The 14784-nt window shown below is 59.7% G+C and carries 13 protein-coding genes; 9 read left to right on the forward strand and 4 right to left on the reverse strand.

Annotated features, from left to right (window positions below):
- The first annotated feature begins 38 nt into the window (after positions 1 to 38).
- The gene (locus tag GFS31_RS01220) at positions 39 to 818 is read left to right on the forward strand and encodes an amino acid ABC transporter ATP-binding protein (RefSeq protein ID WP_315865626.1); all 780 of its coding nucleotides are present in this window, start codon (positions 39 to 41) and stop codon (positions 816 to 818) included.
- Between the two features lie 161 nt (positions 819 to 979).
- Here GFS31_RS01220 and GFS31_RS01225 read toward each other — a convergent pair whose 3' ends face one another.
- Positions 980 to 2170 (reverse strand): ATP-dependent 6-phosphofructokinase, encoded by a 1191-nt coding sequence (locus GFS31_RS01225; RefSeq protein WP_198806508.1) that lies wholly within the window; start codon positions 2168 to 2170, stop codon positions 980 to 982.
- 451 nt (positions 2171 to 2621) lie between these two features.
- Positions 2622 to 5036: a 5'-nucleotidase C-terminal domain-containing protein gene (locus tag GFS31_RS01230; RefSeq protein ID WP_198806509.1), complete on the reverse strand. Its 2415-nt coding sequence runs from the start codon at positions 5034 to 5036 to the stop codon at positions 2622 to 2624.
- A 286-nt stretch (positions 5037 to 5322) separates the two neighbouring features.
- Here GFS31_RS01230 and galE point away from each other — a divergent pair, with 286 nt between their 5' ends.
- Entirely contained in the window at positions 5323 to 6342 is a 1020-nt protein-coding gene (gene galE / locus GFS31_RS01235; RefSeq protein WP_198806510.1) for a UDP-glucose 4-epimerase GalE, read from the forward strand.
- A gap of 10 nt (positions 6343 to 6352) precedes the next feature.
- Complete coding sequence (locus GFS31_RS01240; protein ID WP_198806511.1) at positions 6353 to 6802, forward strand: hydrogenase maturation protease; 450 nt, start codon at positions 6353 to 6355, stop codon at positions 6800 to 6802.
- A 21-nt stretch (positions 6803 to 6823) separates the two neighbouring features.
- On the opposite strand, the gene GFS31_RS01245 is transcribed toward GFS31_RS01240, so the two are convergent.
- Both GFS31_RS01245 and GFS31_RS01250 read right to left on the reverse strand, forming a co-directional pair.
- Positions 6824 to 7117: a hypothetical protein gene (locus GFS31_RS01245; protein ID WP_198806512.1), complete on the reverse strand. Its 294-nt coding sequence runs from the start codon at positions 7115 to 7117 to the stop codon at positions 6824 to 6826.
- A gap of 24 nt (positions 7118 to 7141) precedes the next feature.
- A complete protein-coding gene (locus GFS31_RS01250) occupies positions 7142 to 8701 on the reverse strand; it encodes an AAA family ATPase (protein WP_198806513.1) in 1560 nt (519 codons plus the stop codon).
- A gap of 59 nt (positions 8702 to 8760) precedes the next feature.
- On the opposite strand from GFS31_RS01250, the gene GFS31_RS01255 reads away from it, so the two are divergent.
- The 6 genes from GFS31_RS01255 (at position 8761) to GFS31_RS01280 (ending at position 14543) form a co-directional block, all read left to right on the forward strand.
- Complete coding sequence (locus tag GFS31_RS01255) at positions 8761 to 8910, forward strand: hypothetical protein (RefSeq protein ID WP_198806514.1); 150 nt, start codon at positions 8761 to 8763, stop codon at positions 8908 to 8910.
- 17 nt (positions 8911 to 8927) lie between these two features.
- Positions 8928 to 9962, forward strand: coding sequence for a M42 family metallopeptidase (locus GFS31_RS01260; protein WP_198806515.1), 1035 nt, complete (start codon positions 8928 to 8930; stop codon positions 9960 to 9962).
- Between the two features lie 263 nt (positions 9963 to 10225).
- Positions 10226 to 10690 carry a CBS domain-containing protein gene (locus GFS31_RS01265; protein ID WP_198806516.1) on the forward strand — a complete coding sequence of 155 codons (465 nt, stop codon included), beginning with the start codon at positions 10226 to 10228 and terminating at the stop codon, positions 10688 to 10690.
- 92 nt (positions 10691 to 10782) lie between these two features.
- Entirely contained in the window at positions 10783 to 11721 is a 939-nt protein-coding gene (gene menA / locus GFS31_RS01270) for a 2-carboxy-1,4-naphthoquinone phytyltransferase (RefSeq protein WP_198806517.1), read from the forward strand.
- 93 nt (positions 11722 to 11814) lie between these two features.
- Entirely contained in the window at positions 11815 to 13059 is a 1245-nt protein-coding gene (gene menC / locus GFS31_RS01275) for an o-succinylbenzoate synthase (protein WP_198806518.1), read from the forward strand.
- Positions 13056 to 14543 (forward strand): AMP-binding protein, encoded by a 1488-nt coding sequence (locus GFS31_RS01280; protein WP_198806519.1) that lies wholly within the window; start codon positions 13056 to 13058, stop codon positions 14541 to 14543. Before menC ends, GFS31_RS01280 begins: the two co-directional genes overlap by 4 nt.
- The last annotated feature ends 241 nt before the right edge of the window (positions 14544 to 14784 follow it).

A 14784-nucleotide genomic window follows, 5' to 3' on the forward strand; every position in this document is an offset into this window, starting at 1 on the left:
GTTGGCATAAAAAGGCAACATACTAGGGAAACAAGTCCATGACACAGTATCAGACGGAGCAGCCATCCACCCACAAGGCAGACATGGAGCCGGTGATCGTTGCCCGCGACGTGGAAAAGTGGTACGACAACGGCTTCCACGTCCTCAAGGGCGTTAGCATGACCGTCTACAAAGGCGAGGTACTGGTCGTTATGGGGCCGTCTGGGTCGGGAAAATCGACCTTTATTCGCACCTTTAATGCTCTCGAACCCTACCAAAAGGGCAGCATCGAAGTGGATGGCATCACCATTTCCCACGACCTCAAAAACATCGAGGCGATCCGGCGGGAAGTGGGCATGGTGTTTCAGCAGTTCAACCTGTTCCCCCACCTCACGGTGCTGCAAAATGTCACCCTGGCCCCTATCTGGGTCCGCCGCTGGCCCAAGGCCAAAGCCCAGGAAAAGGCCATGCAGCTTTTGGAGCGGGTGGGCATTTTGGAACAAGCCCACAAGTTTCCGGGCCAGCTCTCCGGTGGACAACAGCAGCGGGTAGCCATTGCCCGATCCCTAGCCATGGAGCCCAAGGTCATGCTGTTTGACGAACCCACCTCCGCCCTCGATCCAGAAATGGTGCGGGAGGTCTTAGACGTGATGCGAACCCTGGCGGATTCGGGTATGACCATGGTGTGCGTCACCCACGAGGTGGGCTTTGCCCGCGAGGTGGCCGACCGGGTGGTGTTGATGGACGGCGGCTACCTTGTTGAAGAAAACACGCCCCAGGAATTCTTCAGCAACCCCCGCGAAGACCGCACCCAAAAGTTTCTGTCTCAAATCCTTTAGTGGCTCCAGGGAATCCATCTTGGATCTGTGATGGCATCCTGATTTTGCCACCATCGCACCGCTTAGCCCAAGCACGTCATCCCTTGGGCTAAGCGGCTAGGATTTGGGGTAATCATCGCCGTCTAGGGCGGATACGGTCGGTCTTGGGGGATGCTAGGCCCTTAGGTCATGGTGCTGGTGAGGGAGGGCAGGGTGGCGGGGTCGCCGACATAGGTGCCGAGGGATCGGGCCACTTTGACCATGGTGCTGTCCGTTTCGACTGGGCCGGGGCAAACGTTGCGGTCGTGGCAGTCGCGGACGATGGCGATGGCTTCACCCAAGTCCTTGGAGCGCACCCGTCCGGCTTCCCACACCACTAGGCGACCATAGCGTCCATCGGCGATCAGATCTGTGGCTTTGCGGCCAAAGGCAGCCGCCAGCAAGCGATCCGAGGCGGTGGGGGTGCCGCTGCGTTGGATGTGGCCCAGCACCGTGGCGCGGGTTTCTACGGCGTCCATGTCGCAGTAGTCGGCGTCACCGCTGGCGCAGAGAATATGGCTGCGGCTGGCGATTTCCTTGGCCATGTATTCCGCAATCGCTTTCATGCGGTGGCCGTCTTCGCCCCGCACCCCTTCGGCCACCACCACCAGAGCAAACTTGCGGCCCCGGTGGCGCAGTTCCGCCAGTTTGTGGCACACCTGGTCGATGATGGTGTCGTTGAGGGCGGGCACCAGTTCAGGAATAAGAATCACATCGGCCCCGCCCGCGATGCCGCCGTGGAGGGCGAGATGTCCAGCGTCGCGGCCCATCACCTCCACCACCATCACCCGGTCGTGGCTGGCGGCGGTAAAGGTGAGGTCATAGAGGGCGCTGTTCACCGTTTGTACGGCGGTGTCAAAGCCGATGGATCGCTCGGTGAAGGGCACATCATTGTCAATGGTTTTGGGGATGCCGATCAGGTTCCAGCCACCCTTGAGGGAAATTTCGTAGATGATATCTAAGCTGCCGTCACCACCGATGGCAATCAGGGCGTCTAGGCCCAGCATTTCGTAGCCCTTGAGGATCTTAGCCAGCACCTCCGGGTTACGCGAGTCGCCCTTGTTGATGGAGCCGAGAATGGAGCCACTGAGGAATTGCAGGACGTCAATGCCCTGGAGCATCCCTGGAATATCGTAACCATGTTCTGGGATCACCAGGTCTTCGGGGTTATAGTCGCCCTCCGCTACCCGCATCATGCCATCGGTGCCGTAGGGAATGCCCAACACCTGCCATCCGCGACGACTAGCACACTTTACCACGGCCCGAATTACCGCGTTCAAGCCGGGGCAATCGCCGCCGCTGGTGAGGATGCCAATGCGCTTGGGGCTAGACATAGGGAGTCTCCTTGGGGAATCGGGGAAAATTGGGAACAGCTTTAGGTCTAAAAATCGGGAACGCCGAAGGAAGGAATCAGAACACGTTAGGCCACCAGAGGGGGATAAACCACCAGGGGATGTTGGGTAATCAACCGGAAACAGGTTCGTCTATCGAACTGAGGATGCCTACCATTTCTTCTAGAGAGAATATCAGCGACAACCCAAAAACCTAGAGAAGCTTCCAAATATTTTCTAGATATTTTCTCTAAGCGCCCCCCATGCCGCCAGGAATTACCTGAGTTTAAGAGGGTGGCCCCCATGCCACACCCCAAGCAACCGGAGGCACTTGGGGTGTGGTTTGGGGGTTCACCTTGGAGTTTCACCTTGGGGTTTTGACCTTCAGCGCTGGCACCGCCTGGGGACAGGTGGGAAAATCCACCCCTGAGCGGGCTAGATCGTCGAGATGCCCTTAAATCGTGACGGCTACATTAATCACGAAGTCGTTGAAGTCGTTATCGCCGCCGCCAAAAAGATCCTCAAACTCTAGGGCACCGTTGCGGTAGCGAATGTGCTCCACACCATCGGCATTGGCCGCCGTGAAGGAGAAGTATACCCGCGACGCATCGTAGGACTCGACGGTGCCCTGGGTAATCAGGAAGGGGGCATAGAAGCGGCCGCCCGCCACCTCAGACTGAAAGACAGAGGCCCGATTATTCGGGGTTGTGAGGTTAACCGCTTCGGCGCGGGAGTTGATCGCCGCCTGGGTGTAGCCCGCTTGGCCGGGGGCAAGATCCGCCACACCATCGCCGTCGATATCGATGCCACCATCGAGATCCGCAATGCGGTAGAAGCCCGCAAAGTTGGTGTAGGCAGCTTCCCGGTTCACCGTAAAGGACGCGGCCACGGTGCCCGTGATGTCTCGCAGGTCGAGCAGGGTGGCCCTTGCCCCGGAGCCTACCCCGATTCGATTCACGGAGTCAATCACGCCATCAGCCCGGAAGGCTAGGTTTTGGATGCGGCTATCTTGGTCGCGCCCGGTTTCGGCCACGGCGTAGGGGGAGGTGGCCCCAAAGTTCGCGGCCAGGTATTCCGCTAGGGCGTCCTGCTCCGAGAAATCGGCGGCGAAGGTGGCGGCTCCGGTGGGGACGGCGGTTTCGTCCACCAAGTCCACCCGATTGGCGGCTTCCCCGGTGGGGAAGGGATAGCCATCGCCACCATCGGCCAAAAAGCGGAGGGTGACCATGCGGAAGGTGCGGCTGGGATCGCCGACAATCTCGCCATCACGCACAATCACATCCAGATCAGTGCCATCGGGGGCTTCCAGCGCCAGGGATTGCACCCGATCCCCCACAGGCCGAGTGACATCAAAGCTAAAGGCAAACCCACCAATTTGGGGGAAGGCTCCAGGGGTGCCGCTGCCGTCGGGCTGAAGGCCGGAAATGCCGTGCTCCACAATGGCCAGCAGTTCAGCGGCGGTGACGGTGATCAGGGACAGCTCGTTGTTGAACCGCAGGGTGTTGGCAATGTCAAGCTGGGAAATGCCCCCAGCAGGCTTGAGGCCAGGAGTTTCTTCGTTGGGCAAAAACTCTGGGTCGCCCGTGCCGCCAGCAGGAACGAAAACGCGACCAATGCCGTCACGGATGCCGCCACCGTTTTTGAGGGAAATCACCACCGTAGGATCGGCCTCGCGGGCCACCGCCAGGTTGGCATCGGCGGTGAGGTTGCCCAGGTTGGTTTCCTCGATACGAACCGTTCGCCGTAGTCCATTCAGGTAGACGTTGCTGGCCCCAAATACGTTTCTCTCGGTGGCCTCAATTTCCGTTCGCAGCGCATCGATAATGGCGACGATGGCAGGATCAGCCAGTCCGGCACCGCGCACGGCAGTTACGCCCAGGTCGTCGGTGGCGTAGGCTCCGCTGATGGTAGGGTCGTAGGTTTCGGGCAGCAGTACGCCGTTAGCATCAAAGCCAATCACCAAGCGGCCCACATACTTATAGTTGCTGTCGGTGTTCACCACCGCCACGGGGTTGCCATCCCGGTCGGTTTGGATGATTGGGTAAATGCCTTCGATGTCGTCGATGTAGCCTGTGTGGGGCCGATCATTGGCATCAAACAGCCGCCTATGGGAACCGCCCGCCACGATGATGTCTACGTTTGATAGGCGCTGGGCCAGTTCTTGCTCAATGTCCAAATCCTGCATGTGGGCCAACAGCACCACCTTGTTAACGTCGGGGTTAGCCGCCAGCAGCGCATCCACATCCGCCTGAATTTCTGCCGCGAGGGCATCCAGTTGCGCTGGGGTGGGATTGCTGCCGAAGATCTGGGGTAGAACTGTCACATCTCCAGAGAAAGAAAGGAGTCGGAGGATGGGGGTAGTGGCCCCAACGACTCCGATCCGCTCGCCGTTGACTTCAATCACCGTGGAGGCGGCAATGCTGTTGGGCAGGGGCGCTTGGCCATCAGGCACCACCAAAGCGGCGAGGTTGCTGTCGGTGCTGAAATCTAGGTTGCCGCTGAGATACGGGAACGCGGTGCCCGCAAAGGTATCATCCCCTGCAATCAAATCTCGAAGATGGGCCGTACCCAGATCAAATTCGTGGTTGCCAAAGGCGATGGCCTGGAAGCCTAGGGCATTTTGAATCAAAATATCGCCCCGTCCGGCCCCACCGTAAACCGCATCGCTGGCGCGAAAGAAGGGGCCTGGAATGTAGGCATCGCCGGAGGACAACAGCAGGGTATTGGCAAAGCCCGCCGTGCCATCACCATCAATGTCCTGGGCTTTGAGGGCGTTCAGAACCGCCGAAAACCGAGGGACATCCTCTAGGGCAGGTATCCCCGCCTCCTGGTCGGCGGCGTGGAAGAGTTGCAGCGTGAAATCAACCATAGTTGCGAGCTTAGGGTTACGGCAGGTAGCCATTGCTACGTACGTATATTCAGCTATCCCTCAGTCCTAAAGGTCAATGGGAACCCTAATTCTTCCTTAAGTTTTGATCAATAAAACCTTAAGGTTCTTGAGGGGCGGTGCCCAGGCCATTCCCAGCACGGCAAATCCCCCTAGGTCATCCATGGCAACCCAGCTAGCAACGGCTCAGGCAGGCGTTATCCTGAGTGTCCAGGGTGATGGAGCGACCTAGGCGGGTACGCTAACGCTAGGACGAGCGCAGCAAACAATGACGAACGCAGTAAAAAAGACAATTTTGGTGACCGGGGGGGCGGGCTACATCGGCAGCCATGCGGTCTATGCCCTTCAGCAGGCGAGCTTCCCGGTCGTCATCCTCGATGACCTCGTTTATGGCCATCGCGACTTGGTCGATCAGGTCTTGCAGGTGCCGCTGATTGAGGGCAGCACCCTTGATCAGCGGCTGTTGAGGGATATTTTTGCCCGCTACGACATTGGCGCAGTGATGCACTTTGCGGCCTATACCTATGTGGGCGAATCCGTCACCGATCCCGGCAAATACTACGAAAGCAACGTGGTGGGCACCCTCACCCTGCTGGAGGCGATGGTGGAGGTGGGGGTGAAATCCCTGGTGTTTTCCTCCACCTGTGCCACCTATGGAATGCCAGAGACCCTGCCCATTACCGAAGATCATCCCCAGCAACCCATCAGCCCCTACGGCCAAACCAAGCGGATGGTGGAGCAAATCCTCACCGACTACGACAAAGCCCATAATCTGCGGTCGGTGCGGTTTCGCTATTTCAATGCCGCCGGAGCCCACCCCAGCGGCCTCCTTGGAGAAGACCACACCCCCGAAAGCCATCTGATTCCCTTGGTCTTGCAAACCGCCCTGGGTCTGCGAGAAAAAATCGCCCTCTACGGCACCGACTACCCCACCCCCGACGGCACCTGCATTCGCGACTACATTCATGTGTGCGACCTAGCCGATGCCCATGTTCTGGGCTTGGAATACCTGCTGAAAGGGGGCTCCAGCGCCGCCTTTAACCTCGGCAATGGGCAGGGGTTCTCGGTGCGGGAGGTGATTGATGCCGCCCAGCGCGTCACCGGACGCCAAATCCCCGTCATTGAAACCGAACGCCGCCCAGGGGATGCGTCGATTTTGGTGGGCAGTAGCCAAAAAGCCCGCGAGATTCTAGGCTGGAATCCTAAATATGGCGACATTGACACCATCCTGGCCCACGCTTGGCAGTGGCACCAGCAACGCCACGGTGCCGCCGTCTCCACTCTCTAAAGATCTGCCCATGAAAACCTTGGTGATTGGCTATGGCAACACCCTGCGCGGCGACGATGGCGTAGGGTATCGCGTGGCCGAAGCCATCGAAACCTGGGACTGGGCCAATGTTGAAGCTTACCCCTGTCACCAGCTCACCCCCGACCTAGCGGCCCTGTTGGCAGAGCAGGATCGGGTCTTTTTTGTGGATGCTAGCCAGCCCCAAAATCCTCCCAGTCCCCTCGTTCTCACCCGCCTTGACCTGAAAACAGCAGCATCACCAACCTTTACCGGACACCACAGTACCCCGATGGATCTGCTGATTTTGACCCAGCAACTCTATGGTCAATCCCCCCTGGCCTACACCCTGCTGCTGCCCACCTGGGCCATGGGCTACGGCGAAGACCTCTCGCCAATCGCGGAACGGGGGATGCGCCAAGGATTGCGCTGGCTGCAAGAATGGCTGCTGACCTCAGCGTGAGGCTTCCTTGTGAGGCTGACCCTAGCGACGACGGGGGCCGGGGTAGCGGCTTTCGGTGCGTCGAAAGAAGCCCCGAAAGGGTAGACGGCTGGGGGTTTCGCGCAGTTGGCGGCTAAATTGCCGAATGGGGGTGGGCAGTTCCACCTCTTTGGGTTCGCCACCGGGAGAGACCCACCAAGTTGCTACCACGCCCCCGGCGAGCCCCGCCACCAGTCCAAACAAAATGCTGGGAATGGGGCCATAGCCCAACATCAGGAACAGCAGCAGAAACAGCAGCCAGATTTTTAGGGTGGGTGGCCCCATTTCGTTGCCCATGGCGCAGATCCTCGCGTTGGCGGATTATGCCCCAACTATAGCGGCGATCTGAGCCGACACATCACCCATTGTATCCAGGGTTTGCACCCAGGGCTGTTCGGCCTCGGTGAAGGGTTCCATCACCTGCTGTTGGAGGACGGCCACGGTGGCATCGGCAATGTCGCCAGACCGCTGCCGCACCCGGTCTTCCAGAATCTCTGCGGGAGCCGTACAGTGCAGAATTTGGGCCGAGAGTCCTGCCTGCTGGGCCTGGTCTAGGGCGGGTTGCCGCAGGGATTGACGGTCGTACTTGGCGTCTAGAATCACCGTAAATCCGGCTTTGGCCAAGGTGAGGCCCAGGTTGAGCAGACGGGCGTAGGTCTTTTGGGTCATCTCCGGGCTGTAGAGGCTTTGGTCGCCCCGTTCTTGCAGCGGCACCCCGGCCAGGTGTTTGCGGACGGCATCGGAACGGAGGTGGATGGCCCCCGTTTGCCGCGCCACCTCGCGGGCAGTGGTGGATTTGCCCGCACCCGACAGCCCTGCCATCAGGTACAGTCGGCCCGTTTGGGGCTGCACCACCTCCCAGGCCAAGCGGTAGTAGGCGGCGGCGGTATCGCTGGCCTTAGCCTTGGTGGCCGCATCCACGGCGGGGTCATTCAGCAAAAAGGACGTCACCTTGGCCCGCACGTAGGCTTGGCGACTGATGTAGAGGGGGAGGAGTTGCAGCCCTTCCCAGTCTCCGGTTTGCTCCACGTAGTGATTCAAAAAGGCCGTGGCCAAGGGACGGCATCCCTTCGCCAGCAAATCCATCACCACAAAGCCCACGTCATACATCACATCGACGTAGCGGAAGGGTTCGTTGAACTCAATGCAATCGAACAGGTAGAGCTGGTTGTTCCAGTGGCAGAGGTTGTTGAGGTGGAGGTCGCCGTGGCAGGCCCGAATCCAGCGTTGATCGATGCGCTGCTGGAACAGATCGGCCTGGGTGGCAAAGATGTGGTCGGTGGCGGCTTGGGTTTGCTCTAGCTGGGCCTGGGTTTGCGGCCCGCCCACATAGCCCTGGGTTTGGGCATAGTTTTCATCGAAGGCTTGGCGAATTTGGGCCACGGTGCCAAAGCTGAGGATGTGGTCGTTGGTTTCTGCCCCTTGGTGGAAGGCGGCCACCTGATCCGCCAGGGTGAGAATCAAGTCCTCCGTTAGTTCGCCCCGTTCATAGCAGGCGCTGAGTAGGGTGTCTTGGGGGAACTGCACCATTTTGACGGCGTACTCCACCGCCGCATCGTCCGCCGAATTACCTGCCGAATCTGCCCCCAGATGGTAGGTCTCTCCAGATTGACCAATGGGCACCACCTCCAGGTACAGGTCTGCCGCCGTGCGCTGGTTCAGCCGCAGTTCTTCCTCACAAAAATGCCGCCGCCGCTCTAGGGTGGAATAGTCTAAAAAGCCGAAATTTACGGGCTTTTTCACCTTGTAGGCATAGTCCCCGGTCAGCAGCACGTAGGACACATGGGTTTGCATCAGCCGAATCGGCTCCACCACCGGATGGGGGTAGAAACTGGGCTGGCACATCTGCTGAATTAGGGCGGGCAGGGCGGTATCGGTCATGGGTCAGGGCCGCAGTGAAGGGAGGACAAAGGACAATGGGGTGAGAACCCACCCAGAAGATGAGTCTGGTTCGGCTTTCCATCCTAACGCCCAACGGCCATCGGGGCATGGCCCCGCCGCCACCCAGCGGTTGCGGCGTTCAGCGGTCGGCGGTATCAGTAAGATACAAGGGGGCCATGTCCGGTGGCCCCATCGCCGCCTTGTCCTAGCCTTGTCCTATCGGCCCATGTCCTACGAACCCCTCTTTTCCCAAATTGCCGACCTGGTGCTGTGCCATTCCCCCAGCGGGGCCGAGGCCGAAATTAACCAGCGCCTCATCACCCTGTTTTCTGCGCTGAACGTAGAACACTGGCAGGACGAAGCCGATAACCTGATCGCCCAAATTCCGGGCCGCGACCCTAACCGGGCCATCGCCATCACCGCCCACAAGGACGAAATTGGGATGCTGGTGAAGACCATCTACGCCGATGGTCGGCTGTCTGTCCGCAAACTGGGGGGCGCGTTCCCCTGGGTCTATGGCGAGGGCGTGGTGGATGTGCTGGGGGATCAGGCCGTCCTCAGCGGCATTCTCAGCTTTGGGTCGCGCCATGTGTCCCACGAATCGCCCCAGAAGGCGCAGCAGGAAACCCAGTCCGTCACTTGGGAAACGGCATGGATTGAAACCAAACGCACCCCGGCGGAACTGGCGGAGGCCGGGATTCGGGCCGGAAGTCGCGTGGTGGTGGGCAAGCACCGCAAGGCTCCCTTCCGCATGGGCGACTACATCGCCAGCTACACCCTGGATAACAAGGCGTCTTTGGCCATTTTGCTCGACCTCGCCGCACGGTTGAAGGAACCTCCCGTTACTGTGTATCTGGTGGCCTCGGCTAAGGAAGAAGTCGGTGCCCTCGGTGCCCTCTATTTCACCCAACGGCAACGGCTGGAAGCCCTGATTGCCCTCGAAATTTGCCCTCTCTCCTCGGAATACGCTATCCAGTCGGGCGACGTTCCGGTGCTGCTGTCCCAGGATGGCTACGGCATCTACGACGAAGGACTGAACCACGAACTACGCCTTGCCGCCACCCATGCCAGGGCACCCATCCAGCAGGCGGTGATCAGCGGCTTTGGCAGCGATGCCTCCATTGCCATGAAGTTTGGCCATGTGGCGCGGGCCGCTTGCCTGGGTTTCCCCACCCACAACACCCACGGCTACGAAATCGCCCACCTGGGGGCCATCGCCCACTGCACCGACATTTTAGAGCGCTACTGTAACGACCTGTGACAGCGCCAAAGCCAGGGGTAAACCTTCCATAAAATGAAATTAGGCACAGGTTCGGCGATCCCAGCCCTAGGCGATCCCAATGCCCCACCGCCCCTCCACGAGTCACCCTGATGGATGAGGGAGACTTCGATAGCCTTTCCGGCCCCCCTCTCCTCCATGGGAGAGGGGTTGGGGGTGAGGGAAAGTCTGGGAGAGGGGCTGGGGGTGAGGGTCTACGCGGCCAACCTGTGGCTCAATAATGTTTCGTGAGGTCAAGCAATTTTATGGCGAAAACCGTTGCTGATGTAATGACGGCCAATCCGGTTTCGATCAAGCCGGAGGCCAACCTAGAGGACGCCATCAAGCTCTTGGCCGAGCATCATATCGGTGGGCTACCTGTGGTTGACGATGGCGGCGCACTGGTGGGCATTTTGTCGGAATCTGACCTGATGTGGCAGGCCACGGGGATGGAAGTGCCCGCCTACGTGGTGCTGCTGGATAGCGTCATTTATCTGAAAAGCCCCAAGAAATATAACGAGGAACTCCACAAAGCGTTGGGCCAATCGGTCAAAGAGGTAATGACCGCCAAGGTGATCACCATCGGCCCCGATAAATCCATGCGGGAAGCCGCCCACCTGATGCACGACAAACGTATTCGCCGCCTGCCTGTGGTGAATGACCAAGGGGAACTGGTGGGCATCCTCACCCGTGGCGACATTGTGCGGGAAATGGCCAGTGCTGAGGACTAGGGGGATCACGCCCCAGCGGGATCGCAACCTCTTGGGATCATGGCCTGGGGGGTGGCTTAGCGATATGCTGAAACTGTAGTGATGGCAAGGCTATGACCACCCGTTCGGCGAAATCTTCTACCCACACCACCACCCCGCCCACCAACCGCAAACTCTGGCTGGCGGCGGCAAAACCGCCCATGTATAGCGTGGCCATTATGCCCATTTTGGTGGGTAGCCTGGTAGCCTATGCCGAAACGGGGCAGTTCATCGCGCCGATTTTTGGGCTGTTTTTTTGGTCGGCCATCTTCATCCTGGCCTGGGAAAACCTCAGCAACGATGTGTTCGACTCGGAAACGGGCATTGACGTGAACAAAGCCCATTCCGTCGTCAACCTCACCCGCAACAAGGGGCTGGTGTTTGCCCTGGCCAACGGCTTCCTGGCTCTGGGCATTCTGGGCATCCTCGCCATTGCCTTGATTCAGCAAGACCCCACGGTGCTGATCATCATCGCCCTCTGCTGCTTCCTGGGCTATTGCTACCAGGGGCCACCCTTTCGGCTGGGCTACCAGGGCTTGGGGGAATTTCTCTGCTTCTTTAGCTTCGGGCCGCTGGGGGTCGGTGCTGCCTACTACAGCCAAACCCAAAGCTGGTCTTGGGGGAGCCAAATGGCCGGAATCTTCGTTGGACTGACCACCACCCTGGTGCTGTTTTGCTCCCACTTCCACCAGGTCGAAGACGACATCGCCGCCGGAAAACGCTCCCCCATTGTGCGCATGGGCACCCAGCGGGGGGCGCAATTAGTCCCCGTGCTGGCGTTCTCGGCCCTAGCCGTCGTTGCGGTGGCGATTCTGATGGGCTGGTTCCCGGTGTGGACAGCTCTGGCCTTCCCCAGTGCCCTCTCCGCCTGGAAGCTGAGCCGCCACGTTCACCGCCACCACCACCAGCCCCAAAAGGTCAGCAACGCCAAGTTCTACGCCATCGGCTTCCACTTTTGGAGCGGCGTTTTACTCAGCCTAGGGTTTCTGCTCAGCACCCGCTTCATCCCCTAGGCCGGGTTGGCAGGGCGAGGAAACCACGCCCCTGCGATTGAACAGACTAAGAATCGGAATGATGGGATTGGGACTGCGGGTGAAAAGATAATCGTGCGCTTAGAAATCCGCCCCTACCAGCGCCCCTTTCGCAAACCGCTACAAACCGCCCACGGTCTTTGGTCTTTACGGGAAGGAGTTTTGCTGCGCCTGACAGATGACACGGGCCACATCGGCTATGGCGAAATCGCCCCCATCCCCTGGTTTGGCACCGAAACCCTGGCCCAAGCCCTCACCTTCTGCCAGTCCCTAGACTCCCCAAAATCAGACTTTTGGCGAAACCGCACCACCCTCACCGAAGCCGATATTCCCCAAAATCTCCCCGCCACCCAATTCGGCCTCGCCTCCGCCTGGGCCAACCTCCAATTTTCCCGAACGTCCCCCCCTCCCCCCCTCTCCCCCTCCCCCTGCCTCCCTCTCTGCACCCTTCTCCCCACCGGAAAAGCCGCCCTCACCGCATGGCCCCACCTTTGGGAACAGGGATTTCGCACCTTCAAATGGAAAATTGGCGTCGCGGATATGGCCCAAGAATGCCGCTGGCTCGAAGACCTCATCACCCAACTGCCGCCCCAAGCTTGCTTGAGGTTGGATGCCAACGGCGGGCTTACATTGCCTGAAGCGACTCAGCTTTTGGAGTTGTGTGATCAGGTAAACCAGGTTGGCCCTCACCCTAAATCCCTCTCCCCACTGGAGAGGGACTTTGAGGAAGATTCCGGCCCCCCTCTCCTTCCTGGGAGAGGGGCTGGGGGTGAGGGCTCCGTAGATCCCCCTCACCCTAAATCCCTCTCCCGTGGGGAGAGGGACTTTGAAAAGATCGACTTCCGGCCCCCCTCTCCCCTAGGGAGAGGGGCTGGGGGTGAGGGCCAGCCTGGAGGTGAGGGCCAAATCGAATGCCTAGAGCAACCCCTTCCCCCCGATCAGTTTCTCCAAATGCAGCACCTCGCCCAGCAATTCCATACCCCCCTGGCATTGGACGAATCCGTAGCCACCCTCGCCCAGCTTGAGGAACATCATCAGCGGGGCTGGACAGGGTTGTGGGTGGTCAAACCTGTCATTGCGGGCTGGCCGGATCGGCTGCGGCACTTTTGGCGGCAGCATTCCCCATCCATCATTTTTTCCTCGGTGTTTGAGACTCCCATTGGTCGGCAAGCGGCGTTAACCTTAGCCCAGGAGTACGCCCAGGAAGTCCCCCATCCTCTAGCCCTCGGATTTGGTACGCTGGGCTGGTTTGCGGACGATTGGGACAGCCTCGCTCCCGATCAACTGTGGGATCGTCTGTCGCAATCCTCGCCGCTATGACCTCAGCCCTCCCCAATTCCCTAGGGAATCACGCTTTGCCAAGCCTACCCAGCCTAGAAGACACCTTGCAGCGCCGCTGGGGTAATCCTTGGCTACTAGGGCCGGAAGTCTTACCCATTTGGCCCATCATTGACGAAATTTCTCAAAAATTAGCTGCTCAGCCGTCTAGTCTGTGTGCTAATCCGTCGGATTACCCAATGGCGGCAATTCTAGTAGCCGAGGTTGATCCAGTGCGGTGCTTAGCGGCAACCTTGGCCGGATTGCGGAGGGGATTCACGGTAGCCCTGGCCAATCCTCGGTGGGGCCAGCGGGAATGGCAGCAGGTGGATGAGGTGCTTCAGCCCGACCGGAGCCAGCCCCTTGTGCCCGATTGGGAACTGTACGTGGCCAAGCTTCCCCCCACCGAAATCCCAGAAATCAAAACCCCAGAGCTACTCATCACTACCGGGGGCAGCGGGGGCCAGATCAAATTCGCCCGCCACACCTGGGAGACTTTGATGGCCTCGGTGCAAGGGTTCCAGGCCCATTTCCAAATCGCCACCGTCAATGCCTACTGCGTGCTGCCTCTGTACCACGTCAGCGGATTGATGCAAGCCCTGCGTACCCTCGCCACCAACGGCCAACTCATCCTCCAGCCCTACGCCGAGTTAAAACAGGGCCAACCCTTCCCCCTACCAGCGGAAAACCCCGGCTTCCTGTCGCTCGTCCCGACTCAACTACAGGAATTGCTGAACCAAGGCGACACCTACCTGCCCTGGCTGCGGCAATTTCAGGCCATCCTCCTCGGCGGTGCGACTCCCTGGCCCGCCCTGCTCACCCAAGCGCGTACCCTATCCCTACCCCTAGCCCCCACCTACGGCATGACCGAAACCGCCAGCCAAGTCGCCACCCTTCGCCCCGATGAATTCCTGGCTGGGCAAACAGGCAGCGGTCGCCCCCTACCCCACGCCACGATATCCGTCCTGGATGATCACCACCAACCCCAGCCCCCCAACCAACCCGGACGCCTCGCCATTACCGCCCCCTCCCTCTTCAAAGGCTACCTCCGTGTTCCCGACTCCCGACTCCCGACTCCCGACTCCCGACTCCCGACTCCCGACTCCCCCTTCCTCACCGACGACATCGGCTACCTCAATGATCAAGGCTACCTGCACATCCTCGGCCGCCACAGCACCACACTGATCACAGGCGGCGAAAAAGTGCAGCCCGAAGAACTGGAAAGTCTGCTGCTCACGACGGATCTCGTCCAGGCAGTCTGCATCGTCGGTTTGCCCGATGCCCATTGGGGACAGGCGGTTTGCGCCCTAGTGGTGCCGCAACCGGGGGTTGCCCTGGCCCAACTGGCAGATTGGCTGGCTCCCCAAGTGGTGCCCTACAAACGGCCTAAGTATTGGATGGCCGTGAACGCCCTACCCCAAACGGCCCAAGGCAAGGTTGACCGTCGCGCCGCCCTCGCCATGGCCCGCCGCCTGATCACCGATTGATCGCTTGTCCTTGGATAGCGTCATCTTGTGGCTGGACAAATTAGGTCAGCCGAATTGGGGTAGACGGGTTGGGGTAGACGAATTGGGGACGGGCGAATTTGGGACAAGACGAATTGGGTCAGACGAATTGGGGACGGGCGGATCGTCCACTCCAGAAGGCCATCAAGATCCTGTCTGAGAGGGTTTGTTACACTAAGTAAATCGCTGGCGATCCGGCGTTTTTCTTAGCCTGTAAGGATAA

The organism is Leptolyngbya sp. BL0902 (genome assembly GCF_016403105.1).
GTDB lineage: Bacteria > Cyanobacteriota > Cyanobacteriia > Phormidesmidales > Phormidesmidaceae > Nodosilinea.